Origin of the sequence: Aureibaculum sp. 2308TA14-22 (assembly GCF_040538665.1) — a bacterium.
Lineage (GTDB): Bacteria > Bacteroidota > Bacteroidia > Flavobacteriales > Flavobacteriaceae > Aureibaculum.
Genome location: NZ_JBEWXT010000001.1, coordinates 3,453,254 through 3,469,796, shown reverse-complemented (window position 1 = coordinate 3,469,796; position 16,543 = coordinate 3,453,254). Strand labels below are relative to the sequence as shown.

General features: G+C 34.8%; 16 protein-coding genes. 9 read left to right on the top strand and 7 right to left on the bottom strand.

The window, feature by feature from the left end:
- Nucleotides 1-46: 46 nt before the first annotated feature.
- A complete protein-coding gene (gene trpS / locus U5A88_RS15485; protein WP_354207957.1) occupies nucleotides 47-1,015 on the bottom strand; it encodes a tryptophan--tRNA ligase in 969 nt (322 codons plus the stop codon).
- Between the two features lie 203 nt (nucleotides 1,016-1,218).
- Between trpS and U5A88_RS15480 the strand changes: the two genes are divergently transcribed.
- The gene (locus tag U5A88_RS15480) at nucleotides 1,219-1,965 is read left to right on the top strand and encodes a lysophospholipid acyltransferase family protein (RefSeq protein WP_354207955.1); all 747 of its coding nucleotides are present in this window, start codon (nucleotides 1,219-1,221) and stop codon (nucleotides 1,963-1,965) included.
- Nucleotides 1,955-2,602: a PAQR family membrane homeostasis protein TrhA gene (gene trhA / locus U5A88_RS15475; RefSeq protein WP_354207954.1), complete on the top strand. Its 648-nt coding sequence runs from the start codon at nucleotides 1,955-1,957 to the stop codon at nucleotides 2,600-2,602. Before U5A88_RS15480 ends, trhA begins: the two co-directional genes overlap by 11 nt.
- Nucleotides 2,603-2,676: 74 nt before the next feature.
- Here trhA and U5A88_RS15470 read toward each other — a convergent pair whose 3' ends face one another.
- Both U5A88_RS15470 and U5A88_RS15465 read right to left on the bottom strand, forming a co-directional pair.
- Nucleotides 2,677-3,834 carry a DNA polymerase III subunit gene (locus U5A88_RS15470; RefSeq protein ID WP_354207952.1) on the bottom strand — a complete coding sequence of 386 codons (1,158 nt, stop codon included), beginning with the start codon at nucleotides 3,832-3,834 and terminating at the stop codon, nucleotides 2,677-2,679.
- Nucleotides 3,835-5,211 (bottom strand): peptidoglycan DD-metalloendopeptidase family protein, encoded by a 1,377-nt coding sequence (locus tag U5A88_RS15465; RefSeq protein ID WP_354207950.1) that lies wholly within the window; start codon nucleotides 5,209-5,211, stop codon nucleotides 3,835-3,837.
- A gap of 199 nt (nucleotides 5,212-5,410) precedes the next feature.
- Here U5A88_RS15465 and U5A88_RS15460 point away from each other — a divergent pair, with 199 nt between their 5' ends.
- From U5A88_RS15460 to U5A88_RS15430, 7 genes are all read left to right on the top strand, one after another.
- Nucleotides 5,411-6,583, top strand: a complete 1,173-nt coding sequence (locus U5A88_RS15460; RefSeq protein WP_354207949.1) for a PSP1 domain-containing protein — start codon at nucleotides 5,411-5,413, stop codon at nucleotides 6,581-6,583.
- Nucleotides 6,576-7,067 (top strand): gliding motility lipoprotein GldH, encoded by a 492-nt coding sequence (locus U5A88_RS15455; protein ID WP_354207947.1) that lies wholly within the window; start codon nucleotides 6,576-6,578, stop codon nucleotides 7,065-7,067. The genes U5A88_RS15460 and U5A88_RS15455 overlap by 8 nt, the downstream gene beginning before the upstream one ends.
- Nucleotides 7,060-9,357, top strand: a complete 2,298-nt coding sequence (locus tag U5A88_RS15450; RefSeq protein ID WP_354207945.1) for a transglycosylase domain-containing protein — start codon at nucleotides 7,060-7,062, stop codon at nucleotides 9,355-9,357. The genes U5A88_RS15455 and U5A88_RS15450 overlap by 8 nt, the downstream gene beginning before the upstream one ends.
- 11 nt (nucleotides 9,358-9,368) lie before the next feature.
- The gene (locus tag U5A88_RS15445) at nucleotides 9,369-11,180 is read left to right on the top strand and encodes an AMP-binding protein (RefSeq protein WP_354207944.1); all 1,812 of its coding nucleotides are present in this window, start codon (nucleotides 9,369-9,371) and stop codon (nucleotides 11,178-11,180) included.
- A 61-nt stretch (nucleotides 11,181-11,241) separates the two neighbouring features.
- The gene (locus U5A88_RS15440) at nucleotides 11,242-12,000 is read left to right on the top strand and encodes an exodeoxyribonuclease III (protein ID WP_354207943.1); all 759 of its coding nucleotides are present in this window, start codon (nucleotides 11,242-11,244) and stop codon (nucleotides 11,998-12,000) included.
- 134 nt (nucleotides 12,001-12,134) lie between these two features.
- Complete coding sequence (locus U5A88_RS15435) at nucleotides 12,135-13,085, top strand: OmpA/MotB family protein (protein WP_354207942.1); 951 nt, start codon at nucleotides 12,135-12,137, stop codon at nucleotides 13,083-13,085.
- Between the two features lie 283 nt (nucleotides 13,086-13,368).
- Nucleotides 13,369-14,037, top strand: coding sequence for an ATP-binding cassette domain-containing protein (locus tag U5A88_RS15430; protein ID WP_354207941.1), 669 nt, complete (start codon nucleotides 13,369-13,371; stop codon nucleotides 14,035-14,037).
- A 36-nt stretch (nucleotides 14,038-14,073) separates the two neighbouring features.
- Here the strand turns inward: U5A88_RS15430 and U5A88_RS15425 are convergent, their stop codons facing one another.
- Genes U5A88_RS15425 through U5A88_RS15410 form a run of 4 tightly spaced genes read right to left on the bottom strand, consistent with a single transcriptional unit; the run spans nucleotide 14,074 to nucleotide 16,477 of the window.
- On the bottom strand, nucleotides 14,074-14,280 hold the full coding sequence (locus U5A88_RS15425; RefSeq protein WP_354207940.1) for a YgaP family membrane protein: 207 nt from the start codon (nucleotides 14,278-14,280) through the stop codon (nucleotides 14,074-14,076).
- A 46-nt stretch (nucleotides 14,281-14,326) separates the two neighbouring features.
- On the bottom strand, nucleotides 14,327-14,599 hold the full coding sequence (locus tag U5A88_RS15420; RefSeq protein ID WP_354207939.1) for a heavy-metal-associated domain-containing protein: 273 nt from the start codon (nucleotides 14,597-14,599) through the stop codon (nucleotides 14,327-14,329).
- An 8-nt stretch (nucleotides 14,600-14,607) separates the two neighbouring features.
- Nucleotides 14,608-15,057, bottom strand: a complete 450-nt coding sequence (locus tag U5A88_RS15415) for a rhodanese-like domain-containing protein (protein ID WP_354207938.1) — start codon at nucleotides 15,055-15,057, stop codon at nucleotides 14,608-14,610.
- 13 nt (nucleotides 15,058-15,070) lie between these two features.
- The gene (locus U5A88_RS15410) at nucleotides 15,071-16,477 is read right to left on the bottom strand and encodes an MBL fold metallo-hydrolase (RefSeq protein WP_354207937.1); all 1,407 of its coding nucleotides are present in this window, start codon (nucleotides 16,475-16,477) and stop codon (nucleotides 15,071-15,073) included.
- Nucleotides 16,478-16,543: the final 66 nt, after the last annotated feature.

Sequence of the window (16,543 nt, the reverse complement as noted above, 5' to 3'; positions counted from 1 at the left end):
ACCCTGAATCAATCCCGAAAGCTTTTGGGACAGGGTGACGGGAGGTTTAATAACCTAATTTCTTCCTAACTCTTCCCAACACTTCACTCGCTACTTTTCTCGCTTTTTCAGCTCCAATAGCTAAAGCATCGTCTATTTCTTGCAAATTGTTCATATAATGATGATATAACTCGCGTTCTTTGGCAAATTTGGTAATCAGCAATTCGAAAAAGGCTTGTTTGGCATGTCCATAACCATAATTTCCACCTAAATAATTGGCCCGCATCTCGGCAATTTGGTTTTCATCAGCTATCAATTTATACAAAGCAAACAAATTACATGTATCAGGGTCTTTGGGTTCTTCCAACGGGGTGCTATCCGTTTGGATTTTCATAATTACCTTACGTAATTTTTTGTCTTCCAAAAATAAATTGATCTCGTTATTACGTGATTTGCTCATCTTTTGACCATCAATGCCCGGCACTATCATTACATTTTCTTGAATTTTAGCTTCGGGCGGCACCAAGGTATCTCCCATTTTATGGTTAAAACGGTTGGCAACGTCCCTACTCATTTCCAAATGCTGCAATTGGTCTTTTCCAACAGGAACAACCTCAGCATCGTACAGCAAAATATCTGCGGCCATCAGCATAGGGTAAGTAAACAAACCTGCATTTACATCTTCTAAACGGTCGGCCTTATCCTTAAAACTGTGAGCTAATGTCAAGCGTTGGTAAGGGTAAAAACAACTTAAGTACCAAGAAAGCTCCGTGACTTCAGGCACATCACTTTGGCGATAAAAAACGGTTTTGTCAATATTTAACCCAAAAGCCAGCCATGTAGCGGCTGTACTGTAAGTATTTTGTTTTATGGTATTGCCATCCTTTATCTGCGTAAGCGTGTGCATATCGGCAATAAAGAGAAATGACTCATTTGTAGGGTCGTTGGACATTTGTATTGCCGGTATAATCGCACCCAATAAATTGCCCAAATGCGGCGTCCCAGTACTTTGTACTCCTGTTAGTATTCTAGACATAAACTATTTTTGTTGCACAAAAATACAAATCGCAAACTAGAAAAAACAAATTCCAAAACACAAATAAAAAAGTTGGCAGTATTCCCGCCTTCGCTAAAGCTGCGGACGGGTAAGCAGTCGCAGTAAAAAATCTATTCATTTTAAAAGTTGGAATTTGGAATTTGAGCATTGGAATTTATTTAGATTTCCTACATTTACCGTCAATGAATCTTCTAAAAAACATTTTCCGGCTTTTTTGGCGTGCTTGGTTTTATGGCTGGGTATTTTTTTCCATACTTTTTGCTTTACCCGTTTTAATTATCGTAATTTCATTTGACCGTTTTTACCCAGCATTTTTTAAAATTGCCACGGCTTGGGGTAAAACGATACTATTTGTGATGGGATTTAAGCCTGTTGTTGAAACGGAAGAAGAAATTTTGCCAGGTAAAAGCTATTTGTTTATTGCCAATCATGCCTCATTAATTGACGTGATGTTGATGCTTTCGGTGATGAAAAACCCTGCAGTTTTTGTTGGCAAAAAAGAATTAGTAAAACTACCGCTATTTGGTTATGTATTTAGAAAAACAAGTATTTGGGTGGATAGAAGCAGTGCCGAAAGCCGAAAAAAAGTATATATTTTGGCACAAAAAAAATTAAACCAAGGGTTAAGTATTGCCATTTTCCCCGAAGGATTAGTTCCGGAAGAAAGCGTAACCTTAGCTCCATTTAAAAATGGGGCGTTCCGCTTGGCCATTGAACATCAAATACCGATTGTGCCGATGACCTTTTACGATGTTAAAAAGCGTTTTTCATGGACATTTTTTAGCGGATGGCCCGGAAAATTACGAGTGAAAATCCATAAATTTATACAAACCGAAGGCTTGACTTTGGATGATATGGAAACCGTAAAGCAACAGGCTTTTGACACTATTTATAATGAGTTGATTAATGATAACGGTGATGAAAAATGAACACCTAACCTATTACAATTCTAAAGAAGAAAAACTTAACGTAATTACCCATGCTATCGGTTTAGTTTTGAGTATTGTTGCGTTGGTACTTTTGATTATTCATGCTAATAAGCATGGAACGGCTAGACATATCGTAAGTTTCACCATTTTTGGGGCTAGTTTAATACTGTTGTATTCCGCATCAACTTTCTATCACTACGCTCAACAACCCAAACTACGTAAGAAATTAAATATTCTAGACCACGCTGCCATTTACGTCCTTATTGCAGGTACTTATACGCCCTTTACTTTAGTTACATTAAAAGGAGCTTTGGGTTGGACTATTTTCGGCATTACATGGGGAATTGCTCTTGTTGGCATTTTCTTTAAGTTATTTTATACAGGCAGGTTTGATAAAATTTCAACTGCAGCCTATGTTGCTATGGGTTGGATTATTATTGTTGCCGTAAAACCACTACTGGAAAATTTACATATAAACGGCTTGTATTGGATATTGGTCGGCGGAATATTCTACACTGTTGGTGCCATTTTATACAGTATTCCCCGTATAAAATACAACCATACTATTTTCCATGTATTTGTATTGTTGGGGAGTTTTTCACATTTTATGGCGGTGTATTTTTATGTCTTGGAGTAAGGACAAATAAGAAGGGGTTCTTTAGATACCAAACAAACCTAGACCTCACATGTTTTAAAAACCTGTGAGGTCTTCTAAACAATCTCTTTTTGATGTAACAATCGTGTTAATTTAATGGATAAATCCAACAAAATAATTTTAGCGTTACCGTTACGTTCAATATGATAAATAGCATCGTTCAATTCGTTTGAGATTTCCATAATATTACCACTATGTACAAATGGTGCAAATTTATCCAAGTCAAAATTTTCGGTATATGGTTCTAAAAATACCAACGAATCAGCAGCATAATTGCGAAGCATGGCTTGTCTAAAAAATTGTAAACAATAGTTTAAAAAACTTTTTTGAACTTCTCTACCATTAGAAGCAATAGCATCGCTCCAAGCTATTAAATCCTGAATTACAGTAGCATTCCCCTTCGCTTTAAAAGCGGTACGTACCCAAGTAATAAACCATTGTTCAAATTGTTCGTCTTTAGTAGAATTGTTGAGTATGTGCAAAGCATTGTTCCAATTTCCATCTGCTTGATGTGCAATTTTTATGGCTTCGTTTTCTGTAACTATTTCACGAACTATTAACGCTTCTTTTATGTCATTCTCGCTTAATGGATTTAGTTTTATTACTTGACAACGCGACAAAATTGTACCTATAATTTGTTCTTGATTTTCGGTTATCAAAATTAAAATAGTATCCTTTGGTGGTTCTTCTATAAGCTTTAGTAATTTGTTGGCTGCAGCGGTATTCAATTTTTCTGCCATCCAAATCAACATTACTTTATAACCGCCTTCATACGATTTTAAAATCAATTTTTTTACTATGGACTCGGCTTCGTCAACACCCATTTGACCTTGTTTGTTTTCAATCCCTAAATGGGCATACCAACTTAATAGGTCGCCATAAGGATTGTCTTTTAAAAACTGACGCCACTCTTCTAAAAACAAATCGCTTACTGGATGTCGCTTTACCTTATCGTTAGTAGCTACGGGAAAGGCAAAATGTAAATCGGGGTGACTTAAATTGTTAACTTTAATATTACAAGCTTGGTTACCCGTATTGTTTTCGCTATCAGTATTACTACATAAAATATATTGGGCATAGGCAATGGCCAATGGTAAAGCACCAGTCCCTTTTGAAGCAACAAATAATTGAGCGTGAGGAATCCGACCACTTTCAACACTATAAATAAGCTGTTTCTTGACCGTTTCTTGACCTATGATGTCCGAAAAAAGCATTTATTTTTTTACGATTTTAAATGTTTTTGAACTTCCCGTGGTTTTATCGTCTAAATTCAAAAAGTACATTCCTTTAGCTAAAAATTGTAAGTCTAATTGTTCAGAAAAACTATCCTTTTCAACCACTTTTTGACCCAATTGATTATATACGGAAATGTAATAATCTGCAGCATCAAAAGTAAATCCTGAAATTTTTAACTGTCCGTCAAAGGGGTTTGGGGCTATTGAAATTTTCGCTAGTTTTTCGTCTTCAACACTTAAAGTGGAAGCTACTTCAAACTCATGGCTAACCGTTTGCCCCTGATAGTTTACCTCAAATTTATAAGTGCCTAAAGCAGAAAGATTGTTAACGCTCCAATACCAGTAAGAAGTGGTAAAATTACTTGCCATAGCTTGAGACCACTGAATATTACTTCCGTTAGGATAGTACAATCTTAAAAAAACTGTAGTGCCAACCTGTTGGTCTTTAAAATAACCAGCCAAAAAAACCTCTGTATTTGGTAAAAACTTATTGGCCAAATTTGTATTCTCTACTTGAGGGCAAGGGTTATCAAAATTTGGTGCAATATTATGTGTTAACACAGCATTGATATTAGGGTCTGAATAACCTGGTTGGTTTTGCCACCATGTACTTATATCATTACAATTGCCACTAAATGGATCAACTAATTTATTAGTACTGTCATACACTTCTAAATGTAAATGAGGTCCGGTTGAATTGCCCGAACTGCCTACAACACCTAAATATTCACCCGCAACAACATTGTCTCCAACATTTTTTGTAGTTAAACTATTCTTTTTTAAATGTCCGTACCAAGTTCTGCTACCATCACTGTGCTCTAAATAAACAGCGTTCCAATTATTATTATTGAAATCGCAACTCATATCAAATTGGCCATCGTTTTTATAAACTATTTTTCCAGAAGCCGCGGCAACTACCTCAGCGATATCATTTTCTTGTTGATACCAAGAAAAAGGCCATGTAAATATGTCTGTTCCCTGATGATTGTAACCCGAATTGGTATCGTATGTTTTGGTGCCACAGTTATAGTCTTGCAATTTATTAGGAAATGCAGCATCATGATCTACATAATTAGAAATGGCCCAAACATCGTTAAATTCCGTTGCAGCAGATTTTTGAACAGGCCAAATAAAAGTGGGTGGAGCCAAACCTGATTTTTTTATCGATAATTTTCCCTGTTTGATTAAATTGGCAACATTAACCTCAACTTCGGCATTGATTTTTGCCTTTGCCTCTTCTGTAATACAGGGTATATTTTCTTGATTAAATTTGAATTCTCCACCCTTAGCTTCACCAATTATTTGCGAAAAACAAGTAATCGGTAACAATAGTATTACAATCAATAATTTCTTCACGTTTAACTTAGTTTCAAGAACAAATGTACCGAATTTTTAAATATAATTTTATTAACTTTTAATGTTATGAAATATCTTTATATTTACAAATTGAATAAACCTCTAAACTATAGGTATAGAATATCTTTTGTTTTTTGATTGAATATGAATTTACATTATGCTTATTTAGTAAGTATAATTTTAAATATAACATAAAACTATGAGCTGTAATAGTTGCTCTACAGATACAAATGGCGTCCCTAAAGGGTGCAAAAGTAATGGAAATTGTGGTACAGGGAGTTGTGATAAATTAACGGTTTTTGATTGGCTCTCTAATATGAATTTGCCCAATGGGCAATCTACTTTTAACATAGCGGAAGTCCGTTTTAAAAATGGTAGAAAACATTTTTACAAAAACACCAAAAACTTACCTATTGCAATTGGTGATATTGTTGCCGTTGAATCTTCTCCAGGGCATGATATAGGAACGGTTTCGTTAACTGGCGAACTTGTTAAAATTCAAATGCGAAAAAAAGATGTTGGTTTTGATAGTGAAGAGGTAAAACAAATTTATAGAAAAGCTTCGCAACGCGATATTGATGTTTGGCAGTCCGCTAGAGATAAAGAACAAGAAGTACAACGCAAATCTAGATTGATCGTTACACGATTAGGTCTAAAAATGAAACTTTCTGATATTGAATTTCAAGGTGACGGTAATAAAGCTACATTTTACTATACCGCTGATGATAGAGTAGATTTTAGAATGTTAATTAAAGAACTGGCCTCTACTTTTAAAATCAGGGTTGAAATGAAACAGGTCGGTTTACGCCAAGAAGCTGCACGATTAGGCGGAATAGGTTCTTGTGGTAGAGAATTGTGCTGTTCTACTTGGTTGACCGATTTTAGATCAGTCAGCACATCGGCAGCAAGGTACCAACAATTATCCTTAAACCCTCAAAAATTGGCAGGGCAATGCGGTAAATTAAAATGCTGCCTAAATTACGAATTGGATTCTTATTTAGATGCCTTAAAAAACTTCCCAAAAACGGACACTTGGTTAAAAACCGAAAAAGGAACAGCGGTTTTTCAAAAAATGGATATTTTTAAGGGTTTACTTTGGTATGCTTACAAAGATAACCCCATGCAATGGGTGGATATGGAAGTGGAAAAAGTAAACGAAATTATCGAACTAAACAAAGAAGGTAAAAAAGTAGCTAGTTTAGAAATTTACGCTGCAAAAACTAATCTAGCTCCTATTGATGAAAAGGTTTTTACCAATGTTGTTGGCCAAGATAGTTTAACCAGATTTGATAAAAACAAAGGAAAAAAGAGCAACAAAAGGAGAAAAAACAGAAATAATAAAAGAAGAAAATCATCCCGCAAAAATGCGTAATATTTTAGGTTTCATTGTCGTTATAGTAGTACTGGTTTCGTGTAATAATAATTCCGTTTTTAACCAGTTTAAATCTATGCCTAGTGCTGAATGGCATAAAGACTCAATTGTTAAATTTCAATTTAATCCTATAGATACTGTTTCTAGAAATAACGTTTATATAAATCTTAGGAACAATGATGCTTATGCTTACAGTAATTTATTTTTGATTGTAGGCATAGACTTTCCTAACAACTATAAAGTTGTTGATACGCTAGAATATGAAATGGCTGATGCAGAAGGTAAATTTTTAGGAGAAGGTTTGACCGATCTCAAAGAAAATGTATTGGAATTTAAAACCAATGTAATTTTTCCAACTACTGGAACTTATACCATTTCTATTGAACAAGCTATGCGTAAAAGTGGCGAAACCGATGGTATAACCAGCCTAAAAGGAGTTACAGATGTGGGCATACAAATTGAAAAAATGAATAAGAATGAATAAGAAAAAATCAGATAATACAGCAGCATTTAAAAAATACACCAAATGGCTTTGGATACTTTTTCTAAGTGGTTTCGGAGTTATAGCTTTGTTATTTTTTCTGGGCTCATTAGGTGTTTTTGGCCCTTTGCCCACTTTTGAAGAACTGGAAAATCCTGAAAGTAATTTGGCCACTGAAGTAATTTCTATTGACAATAAAACATTGGGTAAATATTTTAATGAAAATAGAACTCCCATAAAGTATAAAGACATTCCTGATAATATAGTTAAAGCTTTAATTGCTACCGAAGATGTACGTTTTTACGAACACTCTGGTATCGATTTTTATGGAACCGCTAGGGCTTTTATAAAATTGGGTAAAGATGGTGGGGCTAGTACCGTTACCCAACAATTGGCTAAATTGTTATTTCATGGTGAAGGGTCAAAAAGTCTTCCAGAGCGGCTTTTGCAAAAAGTAAAAGAATGGATTATCGCTCTTAGACTAGAACGTCAATATACCAAAGAAGAAATCATAGCCATGTATTTTAACAAACAAGGTTTCTTGTTTAATGCTGTTGGTTTGCGTTCTGCTGCTCGTATTTATTTTGGTAAAGAACCTAAAGACTTAAAAATTGAAGAAGCTGCAGTTTTGGTAGCTATGCTTAAGAACCCACGTCAATACAATCCGCACAGGGAGATATCCAAAGCAAAATCATTACAAAGAAGAAATGTAGTGCTGATGCAAATGGAGAAAAATGATGTAATTACGCTTGCACAAAAAGATTCTTTACAAAAATTACCCATGGTGCTCGATTTTACTCCTGAAGATACTGGCTATGGTGTAGCTACTTATTTCAGAGAATATTTACGAGGGTTTTTAAAAGACTGGGTAAAAGACAATAAAAAACCTGACGGTACGGAATATAATATTTACCGTGACGGATTAAAAATTTATGTGACCTTAGATTCTCGCATGCAGCACTATGCCGAGGAAGCTATGGAAGAACATATGGCAAACTTACAACGTGTATTTAACAAGCAGCAAAAAAAGAATAAAAATGCCCCTTATTACGATTTGACCAAAAAGCAAATAGAACGTAATATGGAATCTTCCATCAAACGTTCTAACCGATACAAACGCATGAAAAAGGCAGGTGTTTCTGAGGCGGATATAAAAAAGTCCTTTACTGAAAAAACCGAAATGCGTGTGTTTTCTTGGAAAGGTGAAATAGACACGGTAATGACCCCGATGGATTCCATTAAATATTACAAACATTTTATGCGTGCTGGACTAATGTCTATGGAGCCACAGACCGGACATGTAAAAGCTTGGGTAGGTGGTATCAATTATAAGCATTTTCAATACGATATGGTAAAACAAGGTAAGCGTCAAATAGGCTCTACTTTTAAACCATTTGTATATGCTACAGCCATTAATCAATTACAATTATCGCCTTGCGAAGAACTGTCAAATACAATTTGGACTATCCCGAAAGGAAAATACGGATTGGATAAGGATTGGGCTCCTAAAAATTCTGACCTTAAATATGGAGGATTTAAAACCTTAAAAAATGCTTTGGCAACCTCTACAAACGTTGTTACTGCACAATTAATAGATAAAACTACACCTCAAAATGTGGTTAAATTGGCTAAAAATTTAGGTATTGAAAGTGAGATTCTAGAAGTCCCTTCAATTGCATTAGGTACTGTAGATCTTTCATTATTCGAAATGACTGGAGCATATAATACGTTCCCCAATAAAGGTATGTACGTAAAACCAATGATGATTTTACGTATAGAAGATAAAAATGGAACTGTTATAGACAACTTTACGCCAGAAACCAAGGAGGCTATGAGTGAAGAATCTGCCTATACCGTTGTTAATTTATTGGAAGGTGTAACACAGTTTGGCTCTGGTGCTCGTTTGCGTTCATCTTGGAGTAAGTATCCCGATAGTATTGTATCTGGCTACCCGTATAAATTTACAAATCCTATTGCAGGAAAAACAGGTACTACGCAAAACCAATCTGATGGATGGTTTATGGGTTTTGTGCCTAACTTAACTACAGGTGTATGGGTTGGGGGCGAAGAAAGGTCAATCCATTTTGCAGACATAGGCAGAGGTCAAGGGGCATCAATGGCACTACCTATCTGGGCGTTATATATGAAAAAGTGCTATACCAACACGGAACTTAATATTAGTGATAAAGCTTTTAAGAAACCTGCTAACTTAGACATTGAATTGGATTGTGAGAAATACAAAAAAGTACAAGACAGCACTAATAATGGTTTAATTGAAGATCCTGAATTTTAAATCTACTCTAAATGTCTTGGAAACCTAGTGAAGAGATAATCAAAGAAAGTAATATTCATAAAATGATGCAACAACATCATTTTACGGATTATGAAAAGTTTTGGCAATGGTCGGTTTCCAATAAAACGGCATTTTGGTCAGAAACTATTTCTAATCTAGGTATTAAACTTTCAAAACCATTTTCTACATTATTTGATAGTACAGCAATTGAAAATCCGCAATGGCTAAAAGGTGCCAAATTAAATATTGTTGATAGTTGTTTTCAAAATGATGATGACGCTACAGCTATAATCTATCAAGAAGAAAATGGGCAACTTCAAAAAATATCACAGCAAAAATTAGAAAAACTAGTCAACAGAATTGCTAATAGTTTATACAGTTCTGGATTGGTAAAAGGTGATGTTATTGCCATTGATATGCCAATGACATTGGAGGCAGTAGCCATTTATCTAGCCAGCATTAAAGCTGGTATTCTGGTTGCAACGGTTGCGGATAGTTTTACCTCAAACGAAATTGCAGTTCGGTTAAAAATTACCAAACCCAAATTGATTTTTACGCAAGATTTTTTGTTGCGAGCAGGAAAAAAATTCCCACTATATAAAAAAGTATTGGAAGCGGACGCTCCAAAAGCTATTGTAATCAAAGCAACGAAAGACAATATAAATTTACGAGAGTATGATATTTTTTGGGATGATTTTTTATTGGATGATACCGTTTTTGAAAGTATAATTCAAAATCCTGAGGATGTGATGACCATTTTATTTTCTTCGGGTACAACCGGAGAGCCTAAAGCAATTCCATGGACACACACTACTCCGATAAAAGGAGCCTCAGATGGGTATTACCATCATAACATCCAAAAAAACGATGTGGTTTGTTGGCCTACAAATTTAGGATGGATGATGGGGCCGTGGCTCATTTTTGCCGCACTCATCAACAAAGCAAGTATTGCATTGTATTACGGAGCACCTATTGATCGTAATTTTGGCGAATTTGTGCAAAATGCTAACGTAACCATGCTGGGTCTAGTGCCAAGTATTGTAAAACATTGGATTAAAACCAAATGCAACGAAAATTTAAATTGGAGTAGTATTAAATGCTTTAGTTCAACGGGGGAAGCTTCCAATCCGAAAGAGATGGAATATTTAATGCATTTGGCCAATAATAAACCAGTTATCGAATATTGTGGCGGAACGGAAATCGGTGGAGGTTATGTTACGAGTACGATGGTTCAGGAAAATATTCCCAGTACGTTTTCTACCCAAGCTTTAGGTGGTGAATTTGTGTTACTAGATGATGAAAATAAACCAACCGATAAAGGAGAGCTGTTTTTGATTCCGCCCATAATGGGATTATCTGAAAAACTATTGAACAGAAACCATCACGAGGTTTATTTTAAGAATACTCCATCTTTTAAAGGGCAGAAATTACGTCGTCATGGTGATCAGTTGGTTAGACTAGAAAATGGCTATTACAAAGCTCTGGGTCGTGTTGACGATGCTATGAATTTAGGCGGAATAAAAGTAAGTTCCGTCCAAATAGAAGCTGTAGTAAATCGATTAGATTTTATTAAGGAATCAGCGGCTATTGCTGTTTCTCCAGAAGATGGTGGGCCTAGCGTGTTGGTTATTTATTATGTTGAAAATAATACTAGTGATAATGTAGATGATTCGTATCTCGGAATTACGAATTCATTGATAAAATCGGAACTAAATCCTCTTTTTAGAGCTAAGGAGCTTATAAAAATTGATACATTACCAAGAACAGCTTCTGGAAAAGTGATGCGGCGGAAATTGAGGGGTCTGTATTTAGGAAATGATTAACAAATAGCTATTGATAATTAATTATTTTTGAGCTTTAAACTATTACTAAAAAATCAACAAGGTGAATATAATTTCTTACAATGTTAACGGCATACGAGCCGCCTTAAAAAAAGGATTTATGACATGGTTGCAGGCTGCCAACCCCGATGTAATTTGTATTCAAGAGACCAAAGCCCATAAAGAACAGTTGGATCTGGAAATTTTTGAACAGGCAGGTTACCCTTATCACTATTGGTTTTCTGCCCAAAAGAAGGGGTATAGTAGTGTTGCCGTGTTGTCAAAAATAAAACCAAACCATGTTGAATACGGAACAGGTATCGAAACCATGGATTTTGAAGGTAGAAACTTACGATTGGATTTTGATACGGTTTCCGTTATGAGTTTGTATTTACCTTCGGGCACCAATGATGCGAGGCTAAACTTTAAGTTGAATTATATGGCTGAATTTCAAGAATATGTCAATCAGCTTAAAAAAGAGATCCCAAATTTGATTATTTGCGGAGATTATAATATTTGTCATAAAGAAATTGATATTCATAACCCTAAAATGAAAGGAGTTTCAGGATTTTTACCTGTGGAACGCATGTGGATTGGCAAGTTTATTGATAGTGGTTTTATAGATACTTTTAGGCATTTTAACAAAGAGCCGCATAATTATAGTTGGTGGAGTTATAGAGCAAATGCGAGAAATAATAATAAAGGATGGCGGATTGATTATTGTATGGCTTCAGAACCTTTAAAAAGAAGGTTAAAAAGAGCTTATATTTTACCAGAAGCCAGACATTCTGATCATTGTCCGATTGGTGTAGAAATTGAATAGCCCTCCCAATAGCTATCGGGACTAGCCCTTCACAAAGGGAAGGGAGTAAAAAAGGAATTAAAAATTAGCACTTTATAGATTGTCCCCTTGAGTGGACATTAGGGGTGTTTTAAAATACATTAAAAATAGAAATTATGAAAAAAGTAACATTATTAATCTTAACTATAACCTTGGTGAGTTCATGCGTTTCAAAGAAAGTATATACTGAACTTGAAGAAAAGTACGATAAGTTACGTGGTAATAACGAAGCTTTATTTAGTGAAAATCAGGACCTAATTGACCAAAAAAAGGAGTTAGAAGAAGCTAGGTTAAAATTGCAATCTGAATTGGATAATTTGGCAGAAGAAAAAGAGCGAATTACCAATGCGGTAAATCAATTGGAAGCTAAAAAGAATAAATTAGAGGCTGAGTATGAAAATCTTGCGAATGATAGTGAACAGCAACTTTCAGCAAAAGCCGAAGAAAACAGAAAATTATTGGTACAGTTACAAGAAAAGGAAGCTAAATTGGCAGCAGAAAGTGATCGTTTGGCCGAATTGCAAAGTGAACTTAGCGAACGTTCTGCCAGAGTAGATCAATTAGAAGGCTTAATTGCCGCCAAAGAAGCTGCTATGCAGCGTTTAAAAGATGCGGTTTCAGCTGCCCTACAAGGTTTTGAAGGCAAAGGGTTAACTGTAGAACGAAAAAATGGTAAAGTATATGTTTCCATGGAAAACAAGTTATTGTTCAGCTCTGGTAGCTGGGCGGTAAATAGTGAGGGCCAGAGAGCAGTTAACAATTTGGCAGAAGTCTTAACTCAAAATCCTGATATTGATGTACTCATCGAAGGCCATACTGATAATGTACCTTACGGCGGAAAAGGAGTACTCATTGATAACTGGGATTTATCTACTAAACGTGCCACTGCCATTGTACGTATTTTGGTAAATAACAACGTGCCCCAAAAACAAGTTACTGCCGCGGGCCGTGGTGAATTTATGCCAGTAGCTAGTAATGCTACATCAACAGGAAAAGCTAAAAACAGACGTATTGAAATTATTTTAGCACCTAATTTAGATGCTATTAATAGTCTGTTGGAGGAGTAGAAATGTTTAGTCTACGGAAGATAAAAGTAGTATTTGAATTTTATAAAAGCACTTTAGTTTTTAGTTTAAGTTTTTTTATCTTGTTTTTGACTTTTTCTAATCCCATCATAGCCTTTGTTTTGGGAAGTGTGTTTGGTCTTTCATTAGTCCTATTTTTAAAAGAAACCAATAAATACAAAGACTATCTGTTTTATTTGAATTGTGGCATAACCAAAGTACAACTTTATGGTTTTAGTCTATTGTTAAATCTAATTATTACGTTCATCTTACTAATATTATTTAGATGAAAAGTGTATTAGAAGCCGACAGTATAGAAAAATCGTATGGTCATAACACCATTTTATCTGATGTTTATTTAAAATGTGAAACTGGCGATATTATCGGAATTTTAGGCAGGAATGGATGTGGTAAATCTACCTTACTTAAAATTATTTATGGTGTTATTTCTGCTGAACATAAATTTGTAAGAATTGATTATCAACTTAGGCATAAGGCTTATAAATATGCAAACGAAATCTCTTATTTGCCACAAGATAACTTCATACCTAAACATTTTAACGTTTCAAAGGCTATCAGCTTGTTTTTATCAAAAGATAAATTATCAGAGTTTTATGATGATTCTTATATTGAAAGTATTAAAAACCAAAAAGTAAAAAACCTTTCAGGCGGTGAATTGAGATACTTAGAAATTAAGCTGATTCTTTGTTCAGATTCAAAATTTGCATTGTTGGACGAACCTTACAATGGATTATCTCCTGTAATGATAAATATAACGAACAAACTTATCGTAGAACGTGCAAAACATAAAGGAATCATACTTACCGACCACAATTACATTAACGTATTAAAGATTTCAACTCAAATCTATCTTATAAAAGACTGTTCCACGAAAAAACTAAAAAACGAAAAGGAGTTAATCCAGTACGGTTATTTGAACGAAGGAATGTTGTGATTAACAACTTTCAGAGTTCTCTTTAAAAGATTTGAACTATTCTTTTACTTTGCAAGTGCTTTGTCCTAATACAGAATAGATTGGACATGAACCCATAAAAGATGTTAATAACATAATGCCAGCAACCGCATACAGAACGTAACTTATTGTAGCTCCAAAATTACCTTGATATGCAAAATAAGCGGCAACTACAGCAATTATAATTCTAACTATTTTATCGATACTTCCTACATTTTTTTTCATGATTATGAGTTTTAGTTAAAAGCTTATTTTTAAGAAGCAATATAATTTATACCTTCTCCCCCATTCTACCCGTTGCACAACTTACAAATGACTTTGCTTTATGAATTAAGGTATTGGCATCACCGGCTTCTGGGTAACCCATTTTAGAGAGTTTCTCCTTAACGGATTTTAGAATGGATTCATTTTCCGAATTAACAGTAACTTTTGAAGTTTCTAAATCTATATTTACTTCTGAAACACCATCAACAGATAGTATTCCTTTTTTTATAGTATTTCCACAACCTCCGCATTTAAGGTTCAGTATTTCTATTGTTGCCATTTTTTGTTCTATTTTTCTATTTCTAAATTTTTTTTAGACCATGCTAAAAAACCACCTTTTAAATCATATATTTCCGTAAAACCAGCTTCTTTTAAAGCTGTTGAAGCTCTGGCACTTCTAGTACCGCCTTTACAATAAACATAAATTGGTTTGTTTTTGTCAAAAGCATTTTCCATGTTTTTTACAAAATCTGCTCCTAAAACGTTAATGTTTTTTGAATTTTTTAAATGTCCTTCCGCAAATTCCTTTGGTCTGCGTACATCAATTAATTGCACAGTTTTTTTATCTACTTTGTTTTTAAAATCTTCTGGAGAAATCACCTTCACGATTGGTTCTTTTTGTACTTCAACTATTTTCTCAGAATCCGTAGTTTCATCTATTTTCTCTTGCTTCGTTTTTTCTTGACAAGACACTAGAAGTAATCCTAATAAGAACATAATTATTTTTGAATTTTTCATAAGTATAAATTCTTTATAGTGCAGTTGGACAGACATAATCTGTTTTTTTAATATCAGTCTTTTTAATTGCTCCGTAGCCACCTGCTATATCAATAACATTATGATAGCCTCTTGCTTTTAAAATGGAAGCAGCAATAACCGAGCGATAACCACCAGCACAATGTACATAAAAATCCTTATCTTTTGGGAACTCAGAAATATGGTCATTAATAAAATCCAAAGGTGTATTGGGTACATCAACGATATGCTCACTAGCATATTCACTAGGCTTTCTAACATCAAAAATAGCCATTTCTACAGCCATTTTACTTTCTAATGTTTCAGCAGATACCGATTCCAACGTGTCAATTTCTTTACCTGATGCTAACCAAGTTTTAAAACTTCCGTCAAGGTAGCCTAAGGTATTATCAAAACCCACTCTAGATAATCTGGTAACAGTTTCTTCTTCCTTACCTTCCGGTGTCACTAATAAAATTGGTTGTTTAATGTCTTGTATCAAAGCTCCTACCCAAGGTGCAAATCCACCATCTAGTCCAATAAAAATTGATCTGGGAATAAAACCTTTTATAAATTCTGATTGATGTCTTACATCTAAAATTAAAGCATCAGTATCATTAGCAATTTTTTCAAACTCATCAGCTGATAAGGCTTTAGTACCTTTATCTAATACAGCATCAATACTTTCATAACCCTCTTTGTTCAACTTTACGTTCAAAGGGAAATATTGTGGCGGAGGTAGCAAACCATCGGTTACTTCTTTTACAAATTCTTCTTTGGTCATATTCGCTCTAAGAGCATAATTTGTTTTTTTCTGATCGCCAATAGTCCCAACGGTTTCTTTGCTCAAATTTTTACCACAAGCCGAACCTGCTCCGTGTGCAGGATATACAATCACATCATCCGCCAAGGTCATTACCTTTGTCCGTAAACTATCATATAATAAGCCTGCTAGCTCGTCTTGGGTCATATTAGCAGCTTTTTGAGCTAAATCAGGACGACCAACATCGCCCAAAAACAACGTATCACCACTAAAAATAGCATGGTCTTTTCCGTTTTTATCCTTTAACAGATAGGTTGTACTCTCCATAGTATGCCCTGGCGTGTGTAAAGCGGTGATGGTAATATCACCTAATTCAAAAACCTCACCGTCCATAGCGATGTGCGAATCGAAATTGGTTTCCGCAGTCGGTCCAAAAACGATTTTTGCACCAGTTTTATCCGCCAAGGTAACATGACCACTTACAAAATCGGCATGAAAATGAGTTTCAAAAATATATTTGATTTTTGCCTCGTCTTTAATCGCTCTATCTATATAAGGTTGTACCTCACGTAATGGATCTATAATAGCTACTTCGCCATTACTTTCTATATAATAAGCCCCCTGAGCTAAGCATCCTGTATAAATCTGTTCAATGTTCATAATTCAAAATTTAGATTACAAAGATACTGACTAATATAAGAAACTTAGGTAACAATAATTACAAAG

Excerpts from the sequence above, each read along its gene's own strand:
- trpS (WP_354207957.1), bottom strand. The coding sequence starts at position 1,015 with ATGTCTAGAATACTAACAGGAGTACAAAGTACTGGGACGCCGCATTTG.
- U5A88_RS15480 (WP_354207955.1), top strand. The coding sequence starts at position 1,219 with ATGAATCTTCTAAAAAACATTTTCCGGCTTTTTTGGCGTGCTTGGTTT.
- trhA (WP_354207954.1), top strand. The coding sequence starts at position 1,955 with ATGAAAAATGAACACCTAACCTATTACAATTCTAAAGAAGAAAAACTT.
- U5A88_RS15470 (WP_354207952.1), bottom strand. The coding sequence starts at position 3,834 with ATGCTTTTTTCGGACATCATAGGTCAAGAAACGGTCAAGAAACAGCTT.
- U5A88_RS15460 (WP_354207949.1), top strand. The coding sequence starts at position 5,411 with ATGAGCTGTAATAGTTGCTCTACAGATACAAATGGCGTCCCTAAAGGG.
- U5A88_RS15455 (WP_354207947.1), top strand. The coding sequence starts at position 6,576 with ATGCGTAATATTTTAGGTTTCATTGTCGTTATAGTAGTACTGGTTTCG.
- U5A88_RS15450 (WP_354207945.1), top strand. The coding sequence starts at position 7,060 with ATGAATAAGAAAAAATCAGATAATACAGCAGCATTTAAAAAATACACC.
- U5A88_RS15445 (WP_354207944.1), top strand. The coding sequence starts at position 9,369 with ATGTCTTGGAAACCTAGTGAAGAGATAATCAAAGAAAGTAATATTCAT.
- U5A88_RS15435 (WP_354207942.1), top strand. The coding sequence starts at position 12,135 with ATGAAAAAAGTAACATTATTAATCTTAACTATAACCTTGGTGAGTTCA.
- U5A88_RS15430 (WP_354207941.1), top strand. The coding sequence starts at position 13,369 with ATGAAAAGTGTATTAGAAGCCGACAGTATAGAAAAATCGTATGGTCAT.
- U5A88_RS15425 (WP_354207940.1), bottom strand. The coding sequence starts at position 14,280 with ATGAAAAAAAATGTAGGAAGTATCGATAAAATAGTTAGAATTATAATT.
- U5A88_RS15420 (WP_354207939.1), bottom strand. The coding sequence starts at position 14,599 with ATGGCAACAATAGAAATACTGAACCTTAAATGCGGAGGTTGTGGAAAT.
- U5A88_RS15415 (WP_354207938.1), bottom strand. The coding sequence starts at position 15,057 with ATGAAAAATTCAAAAATAATTATGTTCTTATTAGGATTACTTCTAGTG.
- U5A88_RS15410 (WP_354207937.1), bottom strand. The coding sequence starts at position 16,477 with ATGAACATTGAACAGATTTATACAGGATGCTTAGCTCAGGGGGCTTAT.